Genomic DNA, 19,500 nt, shown 5'->3' on the forward strand with positions numbered 1-19,500 from the left:
GGCTAATTTAATTTGCAAACTTCAGCTTAAAAAAAATCTAAAAATTTTGAAAAAAAATATTGTAGCGCCATTTGACTTTATTTTGGAATTGTTTTTACCTTCGAATATATGATACAAGTCGATCTAGAAGAAGAAAGAAAAGAGATACTGAAGCGATATAGGAAGTTGCTTAGATTGGCAAAGCCGCTACTCAAACCTGGGGATGCAAAGGTGATCAAGAAGGCGTTCAATGTGTCTAATGAGGCGCACAAGGAAATGAGACGAAAGTCTGGAGAGCCTTATATCTATCATCCGTTAGAAGTAGCTTTAGTTTGCGTAGAGGAAATTGGCCTTGGGCCAACGAGTATAGTGGCTGCATTGCTTCATGATGTAGTAGAAGATACTGAATGGGAGCTCGAGGATATCGAAAGAGAATTCGGTGTGAAAGTAGCTCAGATTATCGATGGGCTTACCAAAATCTCAGGAGTATTTGACTATGGCTCTTCACAGCAAGCGGAAAATTTCAGGAAAATGCTACTCACCCTTTCTGATGATGTCAGGGTGATTCTTATCAAAATAGCTGATAGACTCAATAACATGAGGACACTAGGTAGCATGCCAAGACATAAGCAGCTTAAGATAGCTTCTGAGACCATGTATCTTTATGCGCCTTTGGCACATAGGCTGGGTTTGTACACGATCAAATCCGAGCTTGAAGACCTTTATTTGAAATATACAGAATCTGATACTTATACCTTTATCGTTGAAAAAATCAACGAGACTAGACTTTCTAGAAATAAATTTATAAAGACTTTTATTACTCCGATAGAAGATGAACTCAGAGATCAAGGTTTTGATTTCTCTATCAAGGGTAGACCTAAGTCGGTATATAGTATTTACAATAAGATGAAAAAGCAGAATATACCTTTCGAAGAGGTGTATGATCTGTTTGCTATCCGAATCATATTGAATTGTGATCTCGAAAGTGAAAAGGCTGATTGTTGGCAAGTTTACTCAGTGGTTACAGATTTTTACAGACCCAATCCTGATCGCCTTAGGGATTGGATCAGCACACCTAGATCCAATGGCTATGAGTCTCTTCATACCACAGTCATGAGTAATACCGGTCAATGGGTAGAGGTGCAAATTAGAACTCAACGAATGGACGACATTGCCGAAAGGGGGTATGCAGCGCATTGGAAATACAAGGATAGGGATTCCGCTACAGCTAAGCCTTCGACAGGCTTGGATGATTGGATCACACAAGTTCGTACGCTCTTGGAATCAAATGATGGTTCTGCAATTGAGTTTATGGATGATTTTAGAGGTAACTTATTCCATGATGAAGTTTTTGTATTTACTCCCAAGGGAGACCTGAAAGTGATGCCATTTGGATCCACTGCACTTGACTTTGCATTTGAAATTCATACGGAAGTAGGGGCAAAGTGTATCGGTGCCAAAGTGAACCAAAAGCTAGTCTCTATCAATCATAAACTAAAAAATGGGGATCAAGTAGAAATTCTAACTTCCAATAAACAGAAGCCCACCGAAGATTGGCTCAATGTGGTCGTTACTTCTCGAGCAAAGGCGAAGATCAAGGATGCGTTACGTGAAGAGAAGCGTTCTTCAATTTTGGATGGGAGAGAGATAGTTCAGAGAAAACTAAAACAAATGAAGCTTGACTTCAACTCTGAAACGGTAGAGCAACTAAGGGCGTTTTTTGAGACAAAGACCGCAAATGAGTTTTACTATAAAGTTGGTAAGGGTATAATAGAGTCTACATCTATTAAGGGCTTTAAAGACTTTAAGGATGATAAGCGTCAAAAGAGTAAGCCAACCTTGGAAGTGGTAAAAGATGAGTCTTCATTTACCAAACAACTCAAAAGCCTCAAAGGGCCTGATCATGATCAGCTCCTCATAGGAGAGGATATGGATGTGGTTGATTATATTTTGGCCAAATGCTGTAATCCAATTCCTGGTGATGATGTGTTTGGATTTGTGACTGTAAATGAGGGGATTAAAATTCATCGTACTTCATGCCCCAATGCCCTGGAGCTGCTTTCGAATCACGGGAATAGAGTTATTAAAGCCAAGTGGACAAGCCAACAGGAAATTGCATTTTTGGCAGGCTTGAGAATTGTAGGCACAGATAGGGTAGGTTTGATTAATGACGTAACCAAAGTGATATCGAATGAATTGAAAGTGAACATGCGTTCTATTACAGTTGATTCTGATGCAGGAATATTTGAAGGAACGATCAAGCTTTACGTGCATAGTACGCAGCATTTAGAGAAACTTGTGGGAAACTTGAGTAAAGTTGAGGGTATTATAAAAATCACAAGGTTTGATTATTGATACTACACAGATTTGATTTTATTTGAATTATTTCTAAATAAGATCAGTTATATTTGAAAAAAACAGAAGCGGAATGGCCTTAAATGAGACCTTGTTTGAAGAGGTAAGAAAAATATTCACTGCGTATCTTGAAAATAAAAAGCTACGAAAGACACCTGAGCGCTACGCAATATTAGAAGAAATCTATGGCAGGGGTGGACACTTTGATGTCGAGTCATTGTACATTAGTATGAAAAACAAGAATTATCGCGTAAGTAGAGCTACGGTGTACAATACCCTGGATCTTTTGGTGGAATGCGATTTAGTTACAAAGCATCAATTTGGTAAAAATCTAGCGCAATATGAAAAATCATATGGGTACAAGCAACACGACCACTTGATTTGCGTAGATTGTAATCAGGTCAAGGAATTTTGTGATCCTAGGATTCAAAACATTCAAAATACAGTCGGTGAAGTTCTGGATTTCAAAGTACTTCATCATTCTTTGATTTTGTATGGGAATTGCACTAAAGAACAGTGTGAAAACAAAGTATAAGTATGAAGTTAAAGTATCAATTAGTCAAAGAAAGCAATTTTCAAGTGCTTCACATTCAAGGGGACTTGATAGGGGATGAAGTAGGTCCCAAATTAGTCGAAGTAGTGACTGATGCGGTAAACGATAAAGTAAACAATTTCGTGGTGGACCTCAAGGATGTAAGATACATTTCATCAAGCGGTATAGGAGTATTAATCACAATGCTGACGAAAATGCGAAATGCTGGAGGTGAAGTTTACCTCACATCTCCTTCTGAGCATGTCAAAAAACTTTTGATCATCACAAAGCTCAATAATATTTTTACTGTTTATGATTCTATAGAAGATGCTAAAATACAACTAGGTTAAGTTAGGTCGGTTATTTGCTAATTTTCCATCTGTTGTGACTCCACAGGTAAAGACTTGGGTTTTCTCTTATGGTCTTTTCAGTTCGGCTTATAAAGGCATCTGTAATGCTATGTTCTCTATTTTCTTTGTATGGGGGCTCACATAGTAAGCTGTAGGTGAAAATATAGTGTCCTCGCTTTGGTTTTTGTACGTCTGAGTAGATTACGCTGTGATTGAACCTTTTAGCAAGCTTTTCTGCTCCCTCAAAAAATATTGTTTCTCTATTCATAAAAGGGGCCCAATACCTAACCTCAGCTCGAGTAGGTCGCTGATCTGCAGCCAAAACGATCATCCGTGGGGTATTTCTGTTTCGCAGGTATTCCCTTTGAAACTCATTCCTTTCTACAAGTATACCGCCAAATCTACCCCTGATTGTCTTCATCAATTTTTCAAAAAAGGGATTGTTTACTTTCAGGTAGACGACTTCACATTTTGTGCTGATATTGGCCATCATTTGTAATAAATGCATTTCCCAGTTGAAAAAATGACCAGTCATGCCTATCACAACTTCTCCTTTAGCAATCAAATCGAGCGGGATATTAGCATTCTGAATCTTAACCCTCTTGTCGAGTGCCGATTTCGAAATGGTGTACATTTTGATGATTTCTGCAAATGAATCCGTAAGGTTTCTGAAAAACTTTCGTTCTATTGTGCTTTTTTCTTTTTTAGATTTCTCTGGAAATGCATGATTTATATTCTCTCGAATGATTTCTTTTCTATACCCAACCACATAGTAACCAATCAAATACAATAAGTCTGAAAAAAAGTACAGTATGCCTAGCGGTAAGTATGAAATTAATTTTACTACTATCATCGTTTTTTTTTTTTAGATTATTGGTTTTTTACTTTTCGTTTTTGAAAATCACCAAAACTATTTGAAGAGTTGATACTTTTTATAAAAATATGCACTTTAGACTTATTTATATACTGGAGCAACTTTTTTCCTTTGGGAATAGTTTCTTTCTATGTTGTGGAATTGCTTAACTAACTTTAATGCGCTAAGCTGTGTAATAGATAAAAAGATCGTTGTTAGGATTTAGTTGGCAAATATCAGCATATCTTATTATCAATCCACATACATTGATATAAAATTGTGACATATAATTCAATAAATTCACTCAAAATACATAAAAGGGCTATTTCGTATAGCAATTAAATGAATGAATTCATAAGATTCAATTGCCACTTTATCAAAAAAAAATTAGCTAAAAATTGCGTCAATGATTACTTTTGAATCTTATGTCTGAAGTACAGCGAAAAAAATATACCGAGCAAGAGAAAAACAAGATCTTTGATGGGGAGTTTATGCCTCACATTGACTCTATGTATAATTTTGGCTACCGGCTCACCTTCGATGAAGATGATGCCAAAGACTTGGTGCAAGATACTTATCTTAAAGCTTACCGTTTTATCAATTCTTTTGAACAAGGGACCAATGCCAAGGCATGGTTGTTCAGGATATTGAAAAACAGCTTCATCAATGATTACAGAAAGAAGAGCAAGCAGCCCTCAAAAGTAGATTATCAGGAAGTTGAAACTTATTACAACTCTGATGATGTTGACTATAGCATGACATCTGATCTTAGAGTAGATTCTGTAAAGGATATGCTTGGAGATGAGATTTCAAATGCACTCAATAGTCTTGCTGTAGATTTTAGAACAGTGATTATTCTATGTGACCTAGAAGGGTTCACTTATGAAGAAATGGCGAAGATTCTAGATATCCCTATTGGAACTGTCAGGTCTAGATTGCACAGGGCTAGGAACTTATTGAAGGAAAAGTTGCGTTCATATGCTCAAAACATGGGTTATAATACGGACGAAGAAGGATAGTCCAGAATAAAAGGAAACAATAGATTACTCAAGAATATAGTACAATGGAAAATAGTTTGGAAGAATCAGGTGAAAGGAAATTGCAATGCTCGGATGTGAGCAAATGCTTTCAATTGCTGGAAAGCATACTTGATGGGAACGATGTTCCTGATTCAAAAGAAATATTAAAATCTAAATTGGCGAAATGTCAGCCTTGTTTTGAACATTTTCACCTTGAGCAAGCTATCAAAGAAGTATTGAGGAATAAATGTACAAAACATGAAGTTCCCTCAGAACTAGTAGCAAACATCAGACAAAAGATTGAAGAGATAAAATGATGTAAGTTTACCTACCACTTACATTTATTTCACAATAAAAGAGAGTTTATTCACCTAGGGTATAAACTACCTAGGGGTGAGTAATGCCCCAATAAGTAATTTTCCACCGATTATATTCCAAACTCAAACCATGTCATCAGGCAAAGCAATCATTTTTTCGGCACCTTCAGGGTCAGGTAAGACCACAATCGTTAGACATTTGATTGGGAAATATCCACAGTTGGGTTTTTCTATATCAGCATGTACAAGAGATAAGCGAGGTAGGGCAGAGCAAAATGGAAAAGATTATTACTTTCTAAGTCCAGATGAGTTTAAAGAAAAAATTGACAAAGACGCATTTATTGAGTGGGAGGAAGTGTATGAGGGAAATTTTTATGGGACTCTCAAAGAAGAAATACAGCGGATTTGGGATTCTGGTAAGCATGTTATTTTTGACGTGGATGTTAAAGGTGGTTTGAATTTGAAAAAATATTTTGGTGATCAGGCTTTAGCGATTTTTGTCAAAGTACCGTCTATGGATGTATTGACAGAGAGACTAAAAGATAGAGGAACAGAATCAGAAGAAAGCCTATCACGTAGATTATACAAAGCAAAATTTGAGATGGGTTTTGAGAATAAATTTGACGTAAGCATTGTCAATGATGATATGCAGAAATCCTTTGCAGAAGCAGAGTTATTGGTAGGAGAATTCTTAAAGAAATAAATTTGAAAATTGGACTTTTTTTCGGATCTTTTAATCCTATTCACATAGGCCATATGATTATAGCCAATGTGATGCAAGATCAGACTGATCTGGACGAAGTGTGGTTTGTGGTGAGTCCACAGAACCCCTTCAAAGCTAGGAAGACATTGCTTCATGAATTTGATCGGCTAAAGATGGTAGAGCTCGCCATTGCCGATCATTTCTTTTTTAAGGCCTCTGATGTTGAGTTTCACATGCCTAAGCCAAGTTATACCATAGACACACTTACTTTATTGTCTGAGAAGTTTCCTGGTCATGAGTTTAGGCTGATTGTGGGATGCGATAACTTGCAGCATTTTCACAAGTGGAAAAATCATGAGCAGATACTGGAGCATTTTGGGCTTTATGTATATCCAAGGCCTGGAGCTGACCCGACTTTTGAGCACCCCAATGTAAGGTTTGTATCAGCACCAATAATGGATATCTCTGCGACTTTTGTCAGATCCGCCTTACAAGCTGGCAAATCAGTCAAATACTTACTTCCTGAAAAAGTAGAAGGGTACATCAGAGATAAGAAGCTTTATATTTAAATACCTTCTACTATATCCCTTCAAAAACGTCGTCCAATATAAGCTCGAATCCTTCCACCGCCACTGAAGTGACGGTGTCACCAAAAGTAAAAAGTCGTGACCCTTGGTATTTCTCATCTACCAAGGTATAGATAATCAGAGTACATTCATTAGGATGAATTAGCCAGTATTCTTTTACTCCAGATTCTTCATAGACTTCAAATTTGTGTTGAATTTCCTTTTTATTATTACCAGGGGAGAGGATTTCGATGATCAAGTCTGGAGCGCCTACACAGCCCAGGTCGTCTAATTTAGAAGGATCACATACCACACAAATATCTGGCTGTACCACAGTAGTGATGTCTTCATTTTTTCTTGACTTTACAGGAAGTCTTACATCAAAGGGTGCCGAAAAGACTTCGCATTTTTTTTTCTAAGTGAGTAAATAGCTTTGAAAATAGCCTCCCCGAAACCCGCTGATGGCTTACCCTTAGTGCAGCCAACTGTTTAAAAACCTTCCCCTTTATAAGCTAGACCATTCCGTCTAGTTGCCAGGTCAGGTATTCTGCATAGGTATAGTTACCGTAATCGGCAGAATGCTCCTCCAGTTTGTGATTGATCTCCTCATTTTCCATGTTTAAAAATAATGAAATTTTAAGAGTTAAAGCTTCATTATCAAGAGTTTTTGTAAAGAAGTAAGAGTGACTTTGATTGATCGAAAAAGAATCTGTGTGTTTCGTTCAATCTATGATTAAATCACTTTTGTATTTTTCAATCAATTTTGAGTTATAGAGTGGATGACCAAAGAATTTGATGAAATTATTTTCGTCAAGTAAAAAGGTACGGAGATTTCTATCAGCAGTGAGTAAATCATTGGTGTTTTCGAAAGTATAGCCGTGATCCCAAAGAATCAAACCCTTCACATCAATAGATGGCTCAAAATGCCTAAGAAAATAAGCTGAATCGGCTGGAGGTACATTCAATACATAAATTGTTTGAGCAAGAGTATTCTCTTTGGTGATTTCTCTAAACATGAGATCGGCTTGATTGAGGTCATTGATGACACATTTCATACAGACACCATCGACGATGGAGACGATTTTCTTTTTATGGATGAATTGGTCTAGGATAGAATCAGGATCATAAAGCTTGCCTCTTATAAGTAGTTTCAGTCCTTGATTGAAGTTAACAGCAGGATGGTCATGTTCTGATAAAAATGTTGTATTCTCCTTTTTTTTATTGCAAACTAGGCAGGTAGAAATAACCACCATTAATAATAAAAACTTCTTCATTGTCATTTTATTCATAGGGGAAGTATCCTATTTGATTTTCCCTGTCACTGAAACTGCAAATTATACGTTTATTATCTTCATCAATTGTGAAAGATATGATCCCAAAACCAGTTTCTAAAATTTTTTCCAATTTGCCGTTTAGACTAAAGAATAAAAGTTTACTTGGTTCAACACCTTTAGGTCTTTGATTTATATCTCTTTTAAAAGCTGGATTTCCAGAGTATGATGCAATAATATAGTTGCTTGTTATATTAACAGGTCCAAAGAATCGTAATTTCCTATTTTCTTCATTAAGTTCATTCTTCCCTGTGATGTTATATTTTAAGTTTCCATCTTTATCAAAAACGCTTAGAATATCATAATTGAAATATGAAAGAGCCATTAATGAATGTTTATGCGAATAGTTAAAGTAAGCGTTTGTTCTTTTTCCTTCTAATTTTGGATGTTCATATCCAATTTTTTTTGTTTCATTTCTTTTTAAATTCCATTTACCTAAGCTTATTCTAAATGTACCAGAACTTAGGGGCTCTAATACAGAACCGATTGCAAGACTATCTGAAAGCACGTTAAATCGAGTAAGGAAAAAATCATTCTTTATTGGTAAAGATACCCGTGGTTTATAATCCTTATTTACTAACAAAGAGTCGATATCAAACTTAAATGCTTGTAACTTTGCAAAGTCTGGCATCCAAAACTCTTTATTGTTGTAGCTTTTAGCAATTTCTCCTATCCTTGTTATTTCTCCAGGACCTTCCCCTAATTCACATGTGCTTGTGATATAATTCATCGTGTTTTTATTGTATATATGAACTCCTTTGCCAATTGAAGTTGCTAGGTCTGTAACAAACAAAAAATCCCCTATAATTGTAAGGTGTGGAAATGTCATTGTTTCCTCTGTGTCAAAGTCTTTAATTTTGTCACTAAAATCTAGAGTTTCTACGCTAATTATATCAAATTTTTCAACAGAATCTTTTAGTGAACAACATGTTAGTAATAGTATTAATAGATAGTAAAATGCTTTCATATAAATAGTTTATTTGCGGTTAAAAATATTGAAACAAGAAGTCCATAATACCCATGGACTTCTTGCTTTAGTTACACTGCGACTTCATCATTCCAATCGTATTCAGCTAGGAACCAATGGAATTGATGGCAAAAGCAGCCAGTGTAACCTTGCACACACCCATTTGGACAATCCATAGACGCTTGTAGCTGATTACTACTACCCATCATCATTCCACCTGCGACAAAAAGCATACAGGCTACTAAAGTAATCTTGATTTTTGAAAACATGATATAGTTGTTTTGGTTTAAACTGTACTCAGTAGATTTTACTGAGCAGTCAATATTTTTTTAAAAAAAAATATTGACAATTCGAATATATAATATATAAGCTAAATACAAAATATTTCGTTTGAAAATGTCTTAAAAAATTAGGTTTTTACTTATGTGGTTCTTTATTATATAGTTACCCGATATTACACCATGAGAAGTAATTCTACTAAATTAAGAAATACTTGTGGATCAATTCAAAAAAATGGAACGAGCTATCAATTAATACCAGATACCCATTAAAGTCTGAATGTTCAAAATACCTTATAAGATTTGTTTACTGGTGTCTTTAAAGATATACATACTTTCTCTACTATATCCCTTCAAAAACGTCGTCCAATATAAGCTCGAATCCTTCCACCGCCTCTGAAGTGACGGTGTCACCAAAAGTAAAAAGTCGTGACCCTTGGTATTTCTCATCTACCAAGGTATAGATAATCAGAGTACATTCATTAGGATGAATTAGCCAGTATTCTTTTACTCCAAATTCTTCATAGACTTCAAATTTGTGTTGAATTTCCTTTTTATTATTACCAGGGGAGAGGATTTCGATGATCAAGTCTGGAGCGCCTACACAGCCCAGGTCGTCTAATTTGGAAGGATCACATACCACACAAATATCAGGCTGTACCACAGTAGTGATATCTTCATTTTTTCTTGACTTTACAGGAAGTCTTACATCAAAGGGTGCCGAAAAGACTTCGCATTTTTTTTGATCTAAGTGAGTAAATAGCTTTGAAAATAGCCTCCCCGAAACCCGCTGATGGCTTACCCTAGGTGCAGCGGCCTGTTTAAAAACCTTCCCTTTGATAAGCTCGACCATTCCGTCTAGTTGCCAGGTCAGGTATTCAGCATAGGTATAGTTACCGTAATCGGCAGAATGCTCCTCCAGTTTGTGATTGATTTCCTCATTTTCCATGTTTAAAAATAGTGTAAGTAAATCTATTGCTTCAATTTAGTTATATTTAGAATGATTTTCAAGAAAATTTTTATTATTGATCTATCAAATTGTATGTGTTCAACAGGTCTGAGGATATGATTTGACCTAAATCAGATTACAATAAATTTTTATGCCATAGTTTTAGCTTTATAGGCCAGGACAAATCTTCAATAAACAATTTGTCTTGATTTCTTTTTCCAAATTCTACTCTAGTACCTATGATGATGGATTTAGGATACAAAGTTTGAGACTTCTTAGTTTCTTTAAAATTTATTTCAACTCTTTTAAGTAACTGATTCCTTATAAGCATTTGTATGAGAAATTCTCCTATCCAAATGTATGTAACCACCATCGACAACTACTTGCTGTCCAGTAGTATGAGATGAATAATCTGAGATCAAAAAAATTGCAGTATTAGCAATTTCATCAGATGTCGTCATTCTTCTGCCAAGAGGTATAAGAGAATCTATTTTTTCCTTTTCTATCTTTGGATCTGGTAATTTCATTAACCATTCTTCATAGGCTGGAGTCCAGCTTTCAGAGATAACTAGAGAGTTGACCCTAACACCATGCTTTGCCAAGTCAACTGCCCATTCTCTTGTGAGCGCTAAAATTGCACCTTTTGAAGCTGCGTATCCAGATGTGCCGCCCTGACCTGTAAGAGCAACTTTAGAAGAAATATTGAGTATGTTACCCTTCGAAAGTTGTAGGAAATCAACAGAGTGTTTTGCAAAAAGGAAGTAATTGATCAGGTTGAGATGTAATGAGTTTAGAAAGTCCTCATAACTTCCATCCAATCCAACGCCATCATTGACTCCTACATTATTTATCAATACGTCAATTCTGCCATATTTTTTTTTGATTATCCTTATTGCAGCTTCACAAGAATCAGGGCTGGTTAACTCTGTTGGAATAAATAGGCACTTTTGCCCACTTTCTATCAAGCTCGATTCGATTTGATGTCCTCTTGGGTTTCTATCTATGATTACAGGTGTCGCTCCCAGTTTAGCCACCTTCCTCACTAAGGTTTCTCCAATACTGCCTTGCTTTCCAGCTCCTCCTGTTATTATTATCACTTTATTATTTAGATCAATTGTCATTTTCTTAGATGTTTGTTATTTCACTTTTTTTGATCTTTTTTCAAATTTTTCGATATACTAAAGTTGTAAATTGAACCTTGCTCAGTGGATACATCATAGACATGATATTCTGTGGAGTTCGTTCTTGTATAAGCTGTTTCATCTGTTATTATTGGAGAGCGAGTTTGTTCAACTTTAAAAAATGGATTGCTGTTATTGCCACTAGCTTTTCCCAACCCTTTTTTATGGTCAGCTTCCAATGGCCATTCAGATCGAATCCGAAGATTTCCTCCTAGATTAGACTTAATACTTACATCCTCGATTACACCATTTTCCCAAGTTAAGTTAATAATTTCAAACCCACCTCTTGCTAGAAGACCATTTACTTTCCCTGAATCCCATTCATCAGGGATAGCAGGTAAGAGGTGGATTTCTCCATTAGCACTTTGTAAGAGCATTTCTGCAATACCTGAGGTACAACCAAAGTTACCATCAATCTGGAATGGAGGATGTGCATCAAAAAGGTTGCTATATGATCCTCCACCTTCAAACTTTCCTGAGGCAGGGGAAAGCTGATTTTTGATCAAAGTATAAGCTCGATTTCCGTCCAACAGCCTAGCCCACCAATTTACTTTCCAGCCCATACTCCAGCCCGTGGAAATGTCACCACGATGATTTAATGTAGCTTCAGAAGCAGAAGCAAGTTCAGGGGTTTTAAATGGAGAGATTTGGTTGGAAGGGAATAGTCCATAAAGGTGTGAAATGTGACGATGTTTGTCATTTGGGTCGTCAATGTCGTCTAGCCACTCTTGTAATTGGCCATGTTTTCCGATATGCATTGGCGGAAGTTTATCACGGAATGCCTTTAGTGAGTCTAAAAAATCAGTGTTTTCGCCAGTGATTTTTCCAGCCTGTAGCGCTGTACTGAATACATCGAAAGCAATTTGATTGTCCATGGTAGTGCCTGCGTCTAGCGAGGTTCCTTCATGAGCTTTGGGAGCATTTTCAGGAGAAGTGCCAGGGTTTACGACAAGCCAGTCTTTTTCTGGATGTGGAGTAAGGAAATCCATATAGAATAAAGCTGAACCTTTTAAAACTGGATATATTCTCTTTAAAAAAAATTCATCACCAGTGTAAAGGTAGTGCTCCCAAAGATGCTGGCTGATCCAGCCTCCACCTCCATTCCAAATTCCCCAGAAAATATCATCTACAGAGCCAGTTATCCTCCAAATATCGGTGTTGTGATGTGCCATCCAGCCTCTAGTTCCATACATGTCTTTAGCAGTTTTTTCTCCCGCTTCTGCGAGTTCTTCTACCATAGTTAAAAATGGTTCATGCAGTTCAGATAAATTGGTTCTTTCTGCTGGCCAATAGTTCATTTGGGCGTTGATGTTAATCGTGTACTTACTGTCCCACGGAGGATTAATGCTTTGATTCCAAATGCCTTGTAGATTGGCGGGCTGTCCACCTGGTTGAGATGAGGAGATCAATAAATACCTTCCATATTGAAAATATAGGGCGACAAATTGAGGGTCATTTCCATTTTTAAAAGCTTTTAACCTAACATCCGTAGGAATATTAGGTGTGTTTGTACTACCCAGCTGGAGACTTACACGATCAAAATATTGTTTGTACTTTTCAATGTGTGTGTTTTTAAGTTTTTGATAATTATTTTTGTCAACTTTATCTAAAACCCATTCAGATAGATAATTTTCATCTCCTGATATATCGTCATATCGCTTGAAATTAGTAGCTGTAGAAATGAAAATATGAACAGAGTCTGCTTTTTCTACTGAAAGCCCATCATTACTTTCTTTTATTTTTCCACCGAAATTTCTGATTTCAGCAATGGTTTTAAATCTCACCAATCCTTCTACTCCTTCATGATTTGATGTTTTGCCAGTTAGAATTAATTTCGAATCATGCTCCACACTCTGACTTGATGATTTGTGAGGGCTTGTTAGTTTTGCCTTAAAGTTTATTACAGATTTTTTATCAGCACTAATTTTTATAACGATTACATCATCAGTAAGAGATGCAAAGGCTTCCCTATGGTAAGTTGTTTGCCCTATTTTGTACCTTGTTTTATGAATAGCGTTTGAGATGTCAAGCTCTCTGTGGTAATCCATTGGATTGTGATGACCATCAAAGTTAAGGAGTAGGTTTCCCACTGTTTGATACATCTGACCATGTGACTTTTTAGATTGAATACTGTTCTTCGCTAATTCTTCAGCTTTTTTATATTCACCTTTAAAAATTAAATCTTGAATTTTTGATAGGCTATTTAAGGCATCTGGGTTATCATTTCTATTTGGGCTGCCTGACCAAACGGTTTCTTCATTCAACTGTATGATTTCATTAGCAGTGTTGCCATATATCATGGCTCCAAGTCTACCGTTACCAATTGGTAAAGCATTTTCCCAAGTTTCTCCAGACGGTTGCTGGTACCATAGTTTGAGATCATTTGCTATTTGTCCGTAGCTTTGGGAGATTTCAAGAATAATAATGAATAATAAAATAGTTTTCTTAAGCATGATAATGATTGTGTAAAGATAGAGTTGGTTCCTTAAGTAGAATGCCTATAGCTATGTTAATACAATAGTTTCTTGTCATAGAAATAATGTAGCGTTGTCTATTCAAAACTGAAATAAGGGGTTTATAATAGTAACCTAGTATATTAAAGCTGTAAATAATCTCTATTTTCTCAGAATATTGAACATGGGTACTTGTAATCGACTAGAATTTAATGCTTTTGAATAAAAGTAAGTTGAATGAGCCAAATTACGGTTGGCCCATTCAACTAGCATGCTTTTAATAACCTGGACTTTGTGTGATTTCAGGATTTCTTAATCTTTCATTTAATTCAATAGGTAAGAAATACATTTTCTCTTCAAAAATCCTCGCTAGCAATTGAATTTCTGAGTAAGTCTTCACTCCAGTACTTTGGTTTCTAATTATGTCCATGCCTCGAATAGGTCTGTTCTCTATTTCTGGGGCGATTTTCCATCTTCTTACGTCCCAGTATCTGTGTTCTTCAAAGGCCAATTCAATTCGTCTCTCATTATAAATTCTTTGCCTAAGTCGATCTCCAGATTCTGTGCTTGGTATGGCTGGCATTCCAACCCTTTCTCTTACCAGAGAAAGGTAGTTTCTAGCTGTTTCTTCATCTCCCAGCTCAAATTTTGCTTCAGCATAATTAAGATAGATTTCACCTAATCTGAAAATTATCCACGGGTTCGTGTATGGTTCCTGCCAATTGAGTGGAACTCCATCCTCAGGCATGAATTTTTTTAACACATAATTCGTCCTTGGGTTATCACCACTTTGTAAATAGGAATCAAATCCCCATGATTCGGCATCACTAGAAACCCACATCTCATATGTGTCTCCATGAAATATAGCTCCATCGTAGATGATAGTTTCATAGAATCTAGGATCTCTATTCTCATATGGGTTTTGAGGATCATACCCTGAAGCTGGATTGATTGATTTCGAGCCATTCTCAAAAATAAATGCAGGCTCTCCATTGATCATGTCGTAGTCGTCTACCAGGTTTTGTGAAGGGCCGTTACTCGCCCACCAGCCACCATATCCACCATGTCTTCTGTTTAGGTTGTCCATTGGTGAGCTGTGTGATGCACCAGGACTAGTAGAAAATGGCCTAGCAAAGATGATTTCATTGTTAGTACTGCCTGTTGGCTGATTAAATAGTGTCCGATATTCTGGGTGTAAACTGTAACTTGAGTTTATGAGTTCTTCTGCGGCATCAGCAGCTTTTTGCCATTTGCTTTGATCATTTTGCTCATTGAAAAGTGGAGAAGCTGCATACAGAAAGAGTCTAGACTTGAGCGCTTGGGCTGCATCTCTTGTAGCTCTACCAAAATTGCTATCAGAGGTTTGATATCTTACTGCCAAATCAGGTATTGCTTCATTCAAATCATTCTCAATAAAGTCTACGCACTCCTCAAAAGTAGATCTCACAAAGACCACTTCAGCTCCAAGTTCATAGCTTCTATCAACGATAGGTACTCCACCAAATCTTTCTACTAATAAGAAATAGATGTATGCTCGAAGAAATTTGGCTTCTGCTATTAATTGGTCTTTGTTGGTGAGTTCGATTTCAAGAACCTCCATTTGTTCCAAGAATATATTTATTCTTCTTAGGTTTCTAAATGCAGCATCCCAATAATATAAACCACCACCACCAGTCCAGTGTTCATTGGATATACTTCCGACATTATCAGGTCTTAATTGACCTGTAGGGATTATCCCAATGTCCCAATTGATTGCACAAAATGCTTCATCAGTAGCTTTAGAAAGCATGTGAATGGTAAACCCATGAAGAATGCTATTGTATAAAGAGGTATGATAAGCGTTAATTAGGTTAGCATCAGACCATACCGCTTCGTCAGAGACTCTATCTTGGGGAAGTATGTCCAATATGTCATCATTACAAGCTGCGAATAGCTGTATAATTATGATAAAGTATATAAATTGCTTTTTCATTTCTGTAGTAATTAGAATTTAACATTTACTCCAAGATTCATTAATCTTAGTTGTGGATAAAATAAAAATCCACCATTAGCTTCAGGATCCGCCCATTTGATTTCTTTTGACCAAGTCAATAGATTGAATCCACTTATGAAAACCCTTGTGTCTGTCAGTCCAATCCGAGAAATAAGATTGGTGGGTAATGAATATCCAAGTTCTACATTTTTTAGCCTTACAAAGGTAGCGTCAAAAAGCCACTGTGTATTTGCTCCTGGTTCTAGAGCATCAGCTCTAGGCATGCTTCCATTTGGATTGTCAATTGTCCATCTATCAGTGGCTCTTGCTACTGTAGAATTATCAAATGCAGAATTTCCTAACACTGCAAACCTATCGTCGTAGTTAATCGCGTTTGTTTGACCTTGAAAGAACACGTTCAAGTCGAAGTTCCTGTACTGAAAATCAAAATTAAGACCGAAAACATATTCTGGAATATTGGTGAAATTATTTCTAAATCGATCATTACCATCTATTACCCCATCACCATTCAAGTCTACAAATCTCAAGTCTCCAACTTGAGCATTTGGAAGATGAGGATGGCTGTCCAACTCCTCTTGTGTTCTGAATATGCCATCAGCTTGATAAAATAACCCAGCGCCAACAGGTCTTCCCGTTTGGTTCATTCTTTCTTCTTGATTTGGAACTTCATCCATAAATATCACCTTACTTCTAGCAAAAGCTACATTGGCTCTAGCAACTACACTTAGTTCTCCAAAATTTTTCTTATGGCTCAATGTGAGTTCATACCCTCTGTTATGTATTTCACCAATGTTCTCATCTGGCAAGCCTGGGAAGCCGAAGACGTTACTAACTGAGACATTCCTTGTAGAAAGAATATTTGATCTCTTTTCTTGGAAAACGTTGAATTCTATTCCTAGCGCCCCTCTCCACAAAATTGTTTCTAATCCTAAATCGGTTTTTTCACTGACTTCCCAAGTGATAAAAGGGTTAGGAAGAACTCCTGGGGTTACTCCAGGGTGTACACTACCTCCGAAAGGGTAGTTGCCACCAAATGTGAAAGCTTGAAGATGCTGAAATGGAGCAACTAAGTCATTTCCGATTTGGCCATATGATCCTCTTATTTTTAAGTGATTAATGAATTCAATATTGTCCATAAATGACTCCTCTGAAATTCGCCAACCAGCTGACACGCCAGGGAAGAATCCATAACGACTACCTTGAGGAAACCTTTGAGAACCATCATACCTGAAAAGGAATTCTAATAAGTATTTTCCGTCATAGTCATAATTGAATCTACCAAAGTAATTATTGTATCCTCCAAGTATTGTTGAACCTCCAGTATTCATATCGTCTGTATCACTACTTCCAGCATTGATCTGATCAATTGATGAACTCACGAAGTTTCTTCTAAAGGCATGAACCCAGTTATGAAAATCCTTTTGTTGTTCAGTCCCAAGAAGTAGGCCCATATAGTGCTTATCAAAAGTCTTTGAGTAGTTGATTCGAAAATTGTATAATTGAGTCGTAAGCTTAGTGTTAGTTTGTCCAAGTTCTGGTGCAGCAACTCCAGTGCCCTGTATCTCATCATACTCACCTGTTTGAGTGTTGAATTCATGAAATGAATATGGAGTACGCCATCTTCTTTCTATTTGGTGATTGACATCGTAATTGTAGCTAGCCTCTAATTTCAGTCCATCTATAAAGGGTACATCATAAGTGGCTGTGAAAGTAGAGAATATGGGAGAGTCATCTCTATTAAGGTATCCTCTTTGATCCATAAGAAGTGGGTTCTCGCCTAACCTTCCAGGGCCAATCAGTCCATTAGGGTACACAGCCGGAATTGTAGGGTTTGCTTGGAAAATATTGTGGAAATTAACCCAGACTTCATCGTTGGTTGCTACAGAACCAAAGGTTCTATTATTAAGTAATGCAGATACGTTTGCACCTAAGGTTAGATTGTCTGTCAATTTTACATTGACATTTACCCTCATGTTATGTTGTTGAAATTCAGTGGGGTCATTGACCAAGCTTCCATCTTGGTAGACAGTACCATATGATAAGAAATAGTTGACATTCTCACTACCACCTCTAGCAGATAGATTTACTCTTCTCTGAATTGAATATGGCTTGATGGCTTCTTGTGCCCAATTAGTATTAGGATATCTGATAGGGTCAGAGCCATCTCTATACCTGTCGATAGCTGTCTGAGAAAATGGGGCAGACCAAGTAGCCAAGTCTGGCCTTCCAGCTCTATACCATGCACCTTCATTATATACTTGAGCGAAAGTTGGTGCATCTAGCATTTCGGGTAAGATTGTCGGTTGTTGAAATGCATGGTTATAACTAAGGTTGAATTCTGGCTTCCCTTTACCACCTGATTTGGTAGTGATTAATATCACACCATTTGCTGCTCTTGCTCCATAAATAGCTGCAGATGCGTCTTTTAGTACGGAAACACTTTCGATATCTTCTGGGTTTAAGCGTGCCATCTCTGCTCTAGGTACACCGTCAATGATGATGAGTGGTGCATTATTGCCAAAAGTGGCTACCCCACGAATAAGTAAGTTAGGATCATCTCTTCCAGGCTCACCTGACCTTTGATTGACAGTAAGTCCAGGCAGTCGACCAGCCAGGTTTGCAGAAACATTTGCAGAAGGACTTCTTGCAATTTCACTTCCTTGAATTGCGACTACAGAACCAGTCATTGTTTCCTTACGCTGCTCACCATAACCGACCACGACTACTTCACTCAATTGCTCGAGTTCAGCTGCCAATTCGATATTTAGTACAGTGTTATTATTTACCTGAGATTCGATAGTTCTAAACCCGACAAAGCTAAATTGTAATATTGCAGAGGAAGGTACTGTGATACTGTAACTGCCGTCAATATCAGTAACTGTTCCGTTAGTAGTTCCTTTTTCAATCACATTGACGCCGGGGATTGGTTCACCGTCCTCATCTGTGACGGTTCCTGATACATTCTGTTGGGCTATTGCTGAATGAATAATTGCAAATAGCAGCATGAATAGAAAGGCATGCTTTTTACCAATGAGGTTCCAGAATTGTGCAAGACAACTTCTGGTCTTTGATAAAGGTTTGTTCATTTGGTTATTAATTATGGGTTTAAAATTTGAAATCATAAAAGTGTCTATCTAAAGACAATCTAAATATGGAATTCATATCATTGCTTTGTACTTATTCAGGTTTTATAAAGTACTACCATGCTATTTAAATTTTAGATCATTGTTCTTGGCGATACTTTATTCTTTTCTAAACATGTAAAGCGGTATGATATTTTGAATTTTGGAATTACGTGGCTTTTCCGCAAACGTTTGCGCTTATTTATTTACACAAACCTTTGTGCAAACCTTTGTGTTAGAAATTGAAAAAGTTACATGGGCTTATTTTTTTAATTTAAGTTTTAAATTTTCTTGTGTTTATGTTTTAAAAAAAAATATGAATATTAGCCATGTGGCACGAGTGAAAATAAGTAGCTCTATAAGAAGTGAGTACACTTTAAAGGATAAAAAAATGAATCTTCAACTCACCAAGTCAATCATCTAGTAGCAGCAATTCCGATTTTAAATAATTGAAGTAGTTTGATCAATTTGCTTTAGAAAATAGACATAGGATTCCCATGACCCTGTTTCCAGGGAATTCTTTTTTTTAATTAAACCAGTTTTTGTGTTTTT

The 19,500-nt window shown here is 36.7% G+C and carries 16 protein-coding genes and 1 pseudogene; 7 read left to right on the forward strand and 10 right to left on the reverse strand.

Going from position 1 to position 19,500, the window contains the following annotated elements:
• Positions 1–108 precede the first annotated feature (108 nt).
• The 3 genes from MM239_RS16730 to MM239_RS16740 all read left to right on the forward strand — a co-directional run bounded on the left by MM239_RS16730 (position 109) and on the right by MM239_RS16740 (position 3,216).
• A complete protein-coding gene (locus MM239_RS16730) occupies positions 109–2,334 on the forward strand; it encodes a RelA/SpoT family protein (protein ID WP_241349402.1) in 2,226 nt (741 codons plus the stop codon).
• A gap of 73 nt (positions 2,335–2,407) precedes the next feature.
• Positions 2,408–2,869: a Fur family transcriptional regulator gene (locus tag MM239_RS16735; protein WP_241296038.1), complete on the forward strand. Its 462-nt coding sequence runs from the start codon at positions 2,408–2,410 to the stop codon at positions 2,867–2,869.
• Between the two features lie 2 nt (positions 2,870–2,871).
• Complete coding sequence (locus MM239_RS16740; RefSeq protein WP_241349403.1) at positions 2,872–3,216, forward strand: STAS domain-containing protein; 345 nt, start codon at positions 2,872–2,874, stop codon at positions 3,214–3,216.
• A 10-nt stretch (positions 3,217–3,226) separates the two neighbouring features.
• Here MM239_RS16740 and MM239_RS16745 read toward each other — a convergent pair whose 3' ends face one another.
• Positions 3,227–4,069 (reverse strand): lysophospholipid acyltransferase family protein, encoded by an 843-nt coding sequence (locus MM239_RS16745; protein ID WP_241349404.1) that lies wholly within the window; start codon positions 4,067–4,069, stop codon positions 3,227–3,229.
• A gap of 425 nt (positions 4,070–4,494) precedes the next feature.
• On the opposite strand from MM239_RS16745, the gene MM239_RS16750 reads away from it, so the two are divergent.
• The 4 genes from MM239_RS16750 (at position 4,495) to nadD (ending at position 6,677) form a co-directional block, all read left to right on the forward strand.
• Positions 4,495–5,088, forward strand: a complete 594-nt coding sequence (locus MM239_RS16750; protein WP_241296035.1) for a sigma-70 family RNA polymerase sigma factor — start codon at positions 4,495–4,497, stop codon at positions 5,086–5,088.
• Between the two features lie 44 nt (positions 5,089–5,132).
• Positions 5,133–5,405 carry an anti-sigma factor gene (locus tag MM239_RS16755; protein ID WP_241349405.1) on the forward strand — a complete coding sequence of 91 codons (273 nt, stop codon included), beginning with the start codon at positions 5,133–5,135 and terminating at the stop codon, positions 5,403–5,405.
• Positions 5,406–5,535: 130 nt separating this feature from the next.
• Positions 5,536–6,108 carry a guanylate kinase gene (gene gmk / locus MM239_RS16760; protein WP_241349406.1) on the forward strand — a complete coding sequence of 191 codons (573 nt, stop codon included), beginning with the start codon at positions 5,536–5,538 and terminating at the stop codon, positions 6,106–6,108.
• 2 nt (positions 6,109–6,110) lie between these two features.
• Positions 6,111–6,677, forward strand: coding sequence for a nicotinate (nicotinamide) nucleotide adenylyltransferase (gene nadD, locus MM239_RS16765; RefSeq protein WP_241349407.1), 567 nt, complete (start codon positions 6,111–6,113; stop codon positions 6,675–6,677).
• 10 nt (positions 6,678–6,687) lie between these two features.
• Here nadD and MM239_RS16770 read toward each other — a convergent pair.
• From MM239_RS16770 to MM239_RS16810, 9 genes and pseudogenes are all read right to left on the reverse strand, one after another.
• Positions 6,688–7,291: pseudogene (locus tag MM239_RS16770) on the reverse strand (Uma2 family endonuclease).
• 105 nt (positions 7,292–7,396) lie between these two features.
• Positions 7,397–7,948, reverse strand: coding sequence for a hypothetical protein (locus MM239_RS16775; RefSeq protein ID WP_241349408.1), 552 nt, complete (start codon positions 7,946–7,948; stop codon positions 7,397–7,399).
• A 7-nt stretch (positions 7,949–7,955) separates the two neighbouring features.
• A complete protein-coding gene (locus tag MM239_RS16780; RefSeq protein ID WP_241349409.1) occupies positions 7,956–8,972 on the reverse strand; it encodes a TolB-like 6-bladed beta-propeller domain-containing protein in 1,017 nt (338 codons plus the stop codon).
• A gap of 71 nt (positions 8,973–9,043) precedes the next feature.
• Positions 9,044–9,241, reverse strand: a complete 198-nt coding sequence (locus MM239_RS16785; protein ID WP_241349410.1) for a hypothetical protein — start codon at positions 9,239–9,241, stop codon at positions 9,044–9,046.
• Positions 9,242–9,593: 352 nt separating this feature from the next.
• Complete coding sequence (locus tag MM239_RS16790; RefSeq protein ID WP_241349411.1) at positions 9,594–10,199, reverse strand: Uma2 family endonuclease; 606 nt, start codon at positions 10,197–10,199, stop codon at positions 9,594–9,596.
• A 305-nt stretch (positions 10,200–10,504) separates the two neighbouring features.
• Complete coding sequence (locus MM239_RS16795) at positions 10,505–11,320, reverse strand: SDR family oxidoreductase (protein ID WP_241349412.1); 816 nt, start codon at positions 11,318–11,320, stop codon at positions 10,505–10,507.
• 20 nt (positions 11,321–11,340) lie between these two features.
• On the reverse strand, positions 11,341–13,833 hold the full coding sequence (locus tag MM239_RS16800) for a glycoside hydrolase family 95 protein (protein WP_241349413.1): 2,493 nt from the start codon (positions 13,831–13,833) through the stop codon (positions 11,341–11,343).
• Between the two features lie 277 nt (positions 13,834–14,110).
• Entirely contained in the window at positions 14,111–15,805 is a 1,695-nt protein-coding gene (locus MM239_RS16805; RefSeq protein WP_241349414.1) for a RagB/SusD family nutrient uptake outer membrane protein, read from the reverse strand.
• 11 nt (positions 15,806–15,816) lie between these two features.
• Positions 15,817–18,912 (reverse strand): SusC/RagA family TonB-linked outer membrane protein, encoded by a 3,096-nt coding sequence (locus MM239_RS16810; protein ID WP_241349415.1) that lies wholly within the window; start codon positions 18,910–18,912, stop codon positions 15,817–15,819.
• Between the last annotated feature and the right edge of the window lie 588 nt (positions 18,913–19,500).

Origin of the sequence: Belliella filtrata, assembly GCF_022549775.1 — a bacterium.
In the GTDB taxonomy this organism is placed as follows: domain Bacteria; phylum Bacteroidota; class Bacteroidia; order Cytophagales; family Cyclobacteriaceae; genus Belliella; species Belliella filtrata.

Bases quoted from the DNA above. Each gene is read 5' to 3' on its own strand.
- MM239_RS16755 (WP_241349405.1), top strand. From the start codon at position 5,133: ATGGAAAATAGTTTGGAAGAATCAGGTGAAAGGAAATTGCAATGCTCG.
- MM239_RS16785 (WP_241349410.1), bottom strand. From the start codon at position 9,241: ATGTTTTCAAAAATCAAGATTACTTTAGTAGCCTGTATGCTTTTTGTC.
- MM239_RS16810 (WP_241349415.1), bottom strand. From the start codon at position 18,912: ATGAACAAACCTTTATCAAAGACCAGAAGTTGTCTTGCACAATTCTGG.
- MM239_RS16730 (WP_241349402.1), top strand. From the start codon at position 109: ATGATACAAGTCGATCTAGAAGAAGAAAGAAAAGAGATACTGAAGCGA.
- MM239_RS16750 (WP_241296035.1), top strand. From the start codon at position 4,495: ATGTCTGAAGTACAGCGAAAAAAATATACCGAGCAAGAGAAAAACAAG.
- gmk (WP_241349406.1), top strand. From the start codon at position 5,536: ATGTCATCAGGCAAAGCAATCATTTTTTCGGCACCTTCAGGGTCAGGT.
- MM239_RS16740 (WP_241349403.1), top strand. From the start codon at position 2,872: ATGAAGTTAAAGTATCAATTAGTCAAAGAAAGCAATTTTCAAGTGCTT.
- MM239_RS16805 (WP_241349414.1), bottom strand. From the start codon at position 15,805: ATGAAAAAGCAATTTATATACTTTATCATAATTATACAGCTATTCGCA.
- MM239_RS16795 (WP_241349412.1), bottom strand. From the start codon at position 11,320: ATGACAATTGATCTAAATAATAAAGTGATAATAATAACAGGAGGAGCT.
- MM239_RS16745 (WP_241349404.1), bottom strand. From the start codon at position 4,069: ATGATAGTAGTAAAATTAATTTCATACTTACCGCTAGGCATACTGTAC.
- MM239_RS16775 (WP_241349408.1), bottom strand. From the start codon at position 7,948: ATGAAGAAGTTTTTATTATTAATGGTGGTTATTTCTACCTGCCTAGTT.
- MM239_RS16780 (WP_241349409.1), bottom strand. From the start codon at position 8,972: ATGAAAGCATTTTACTATCTATTAATACTATTACTAACATGTTGTTCA.
- MM239_RS16735 (WP_241296038.1), top strand. From the start codon at position 2,408: ATGGCCTTAAATGAGACCTTGTTTGAAGAGGTAAGAAAAATATTCACT.
- MM239_RS16800 (WP_241349413.1), bottom strand. From the start codon at position 13,833: ATGCTTAAGAAAACTATTTTATTATTCATTATTATTCTTGAAATCTCC.
- MM239_RS16790 (WP_241349411.1), bottom strand. From the start codon at position 10,199: ATGGAAAATGAGGAAATCAATCACAAACTGGAGGAGCATTCTGCCGAT.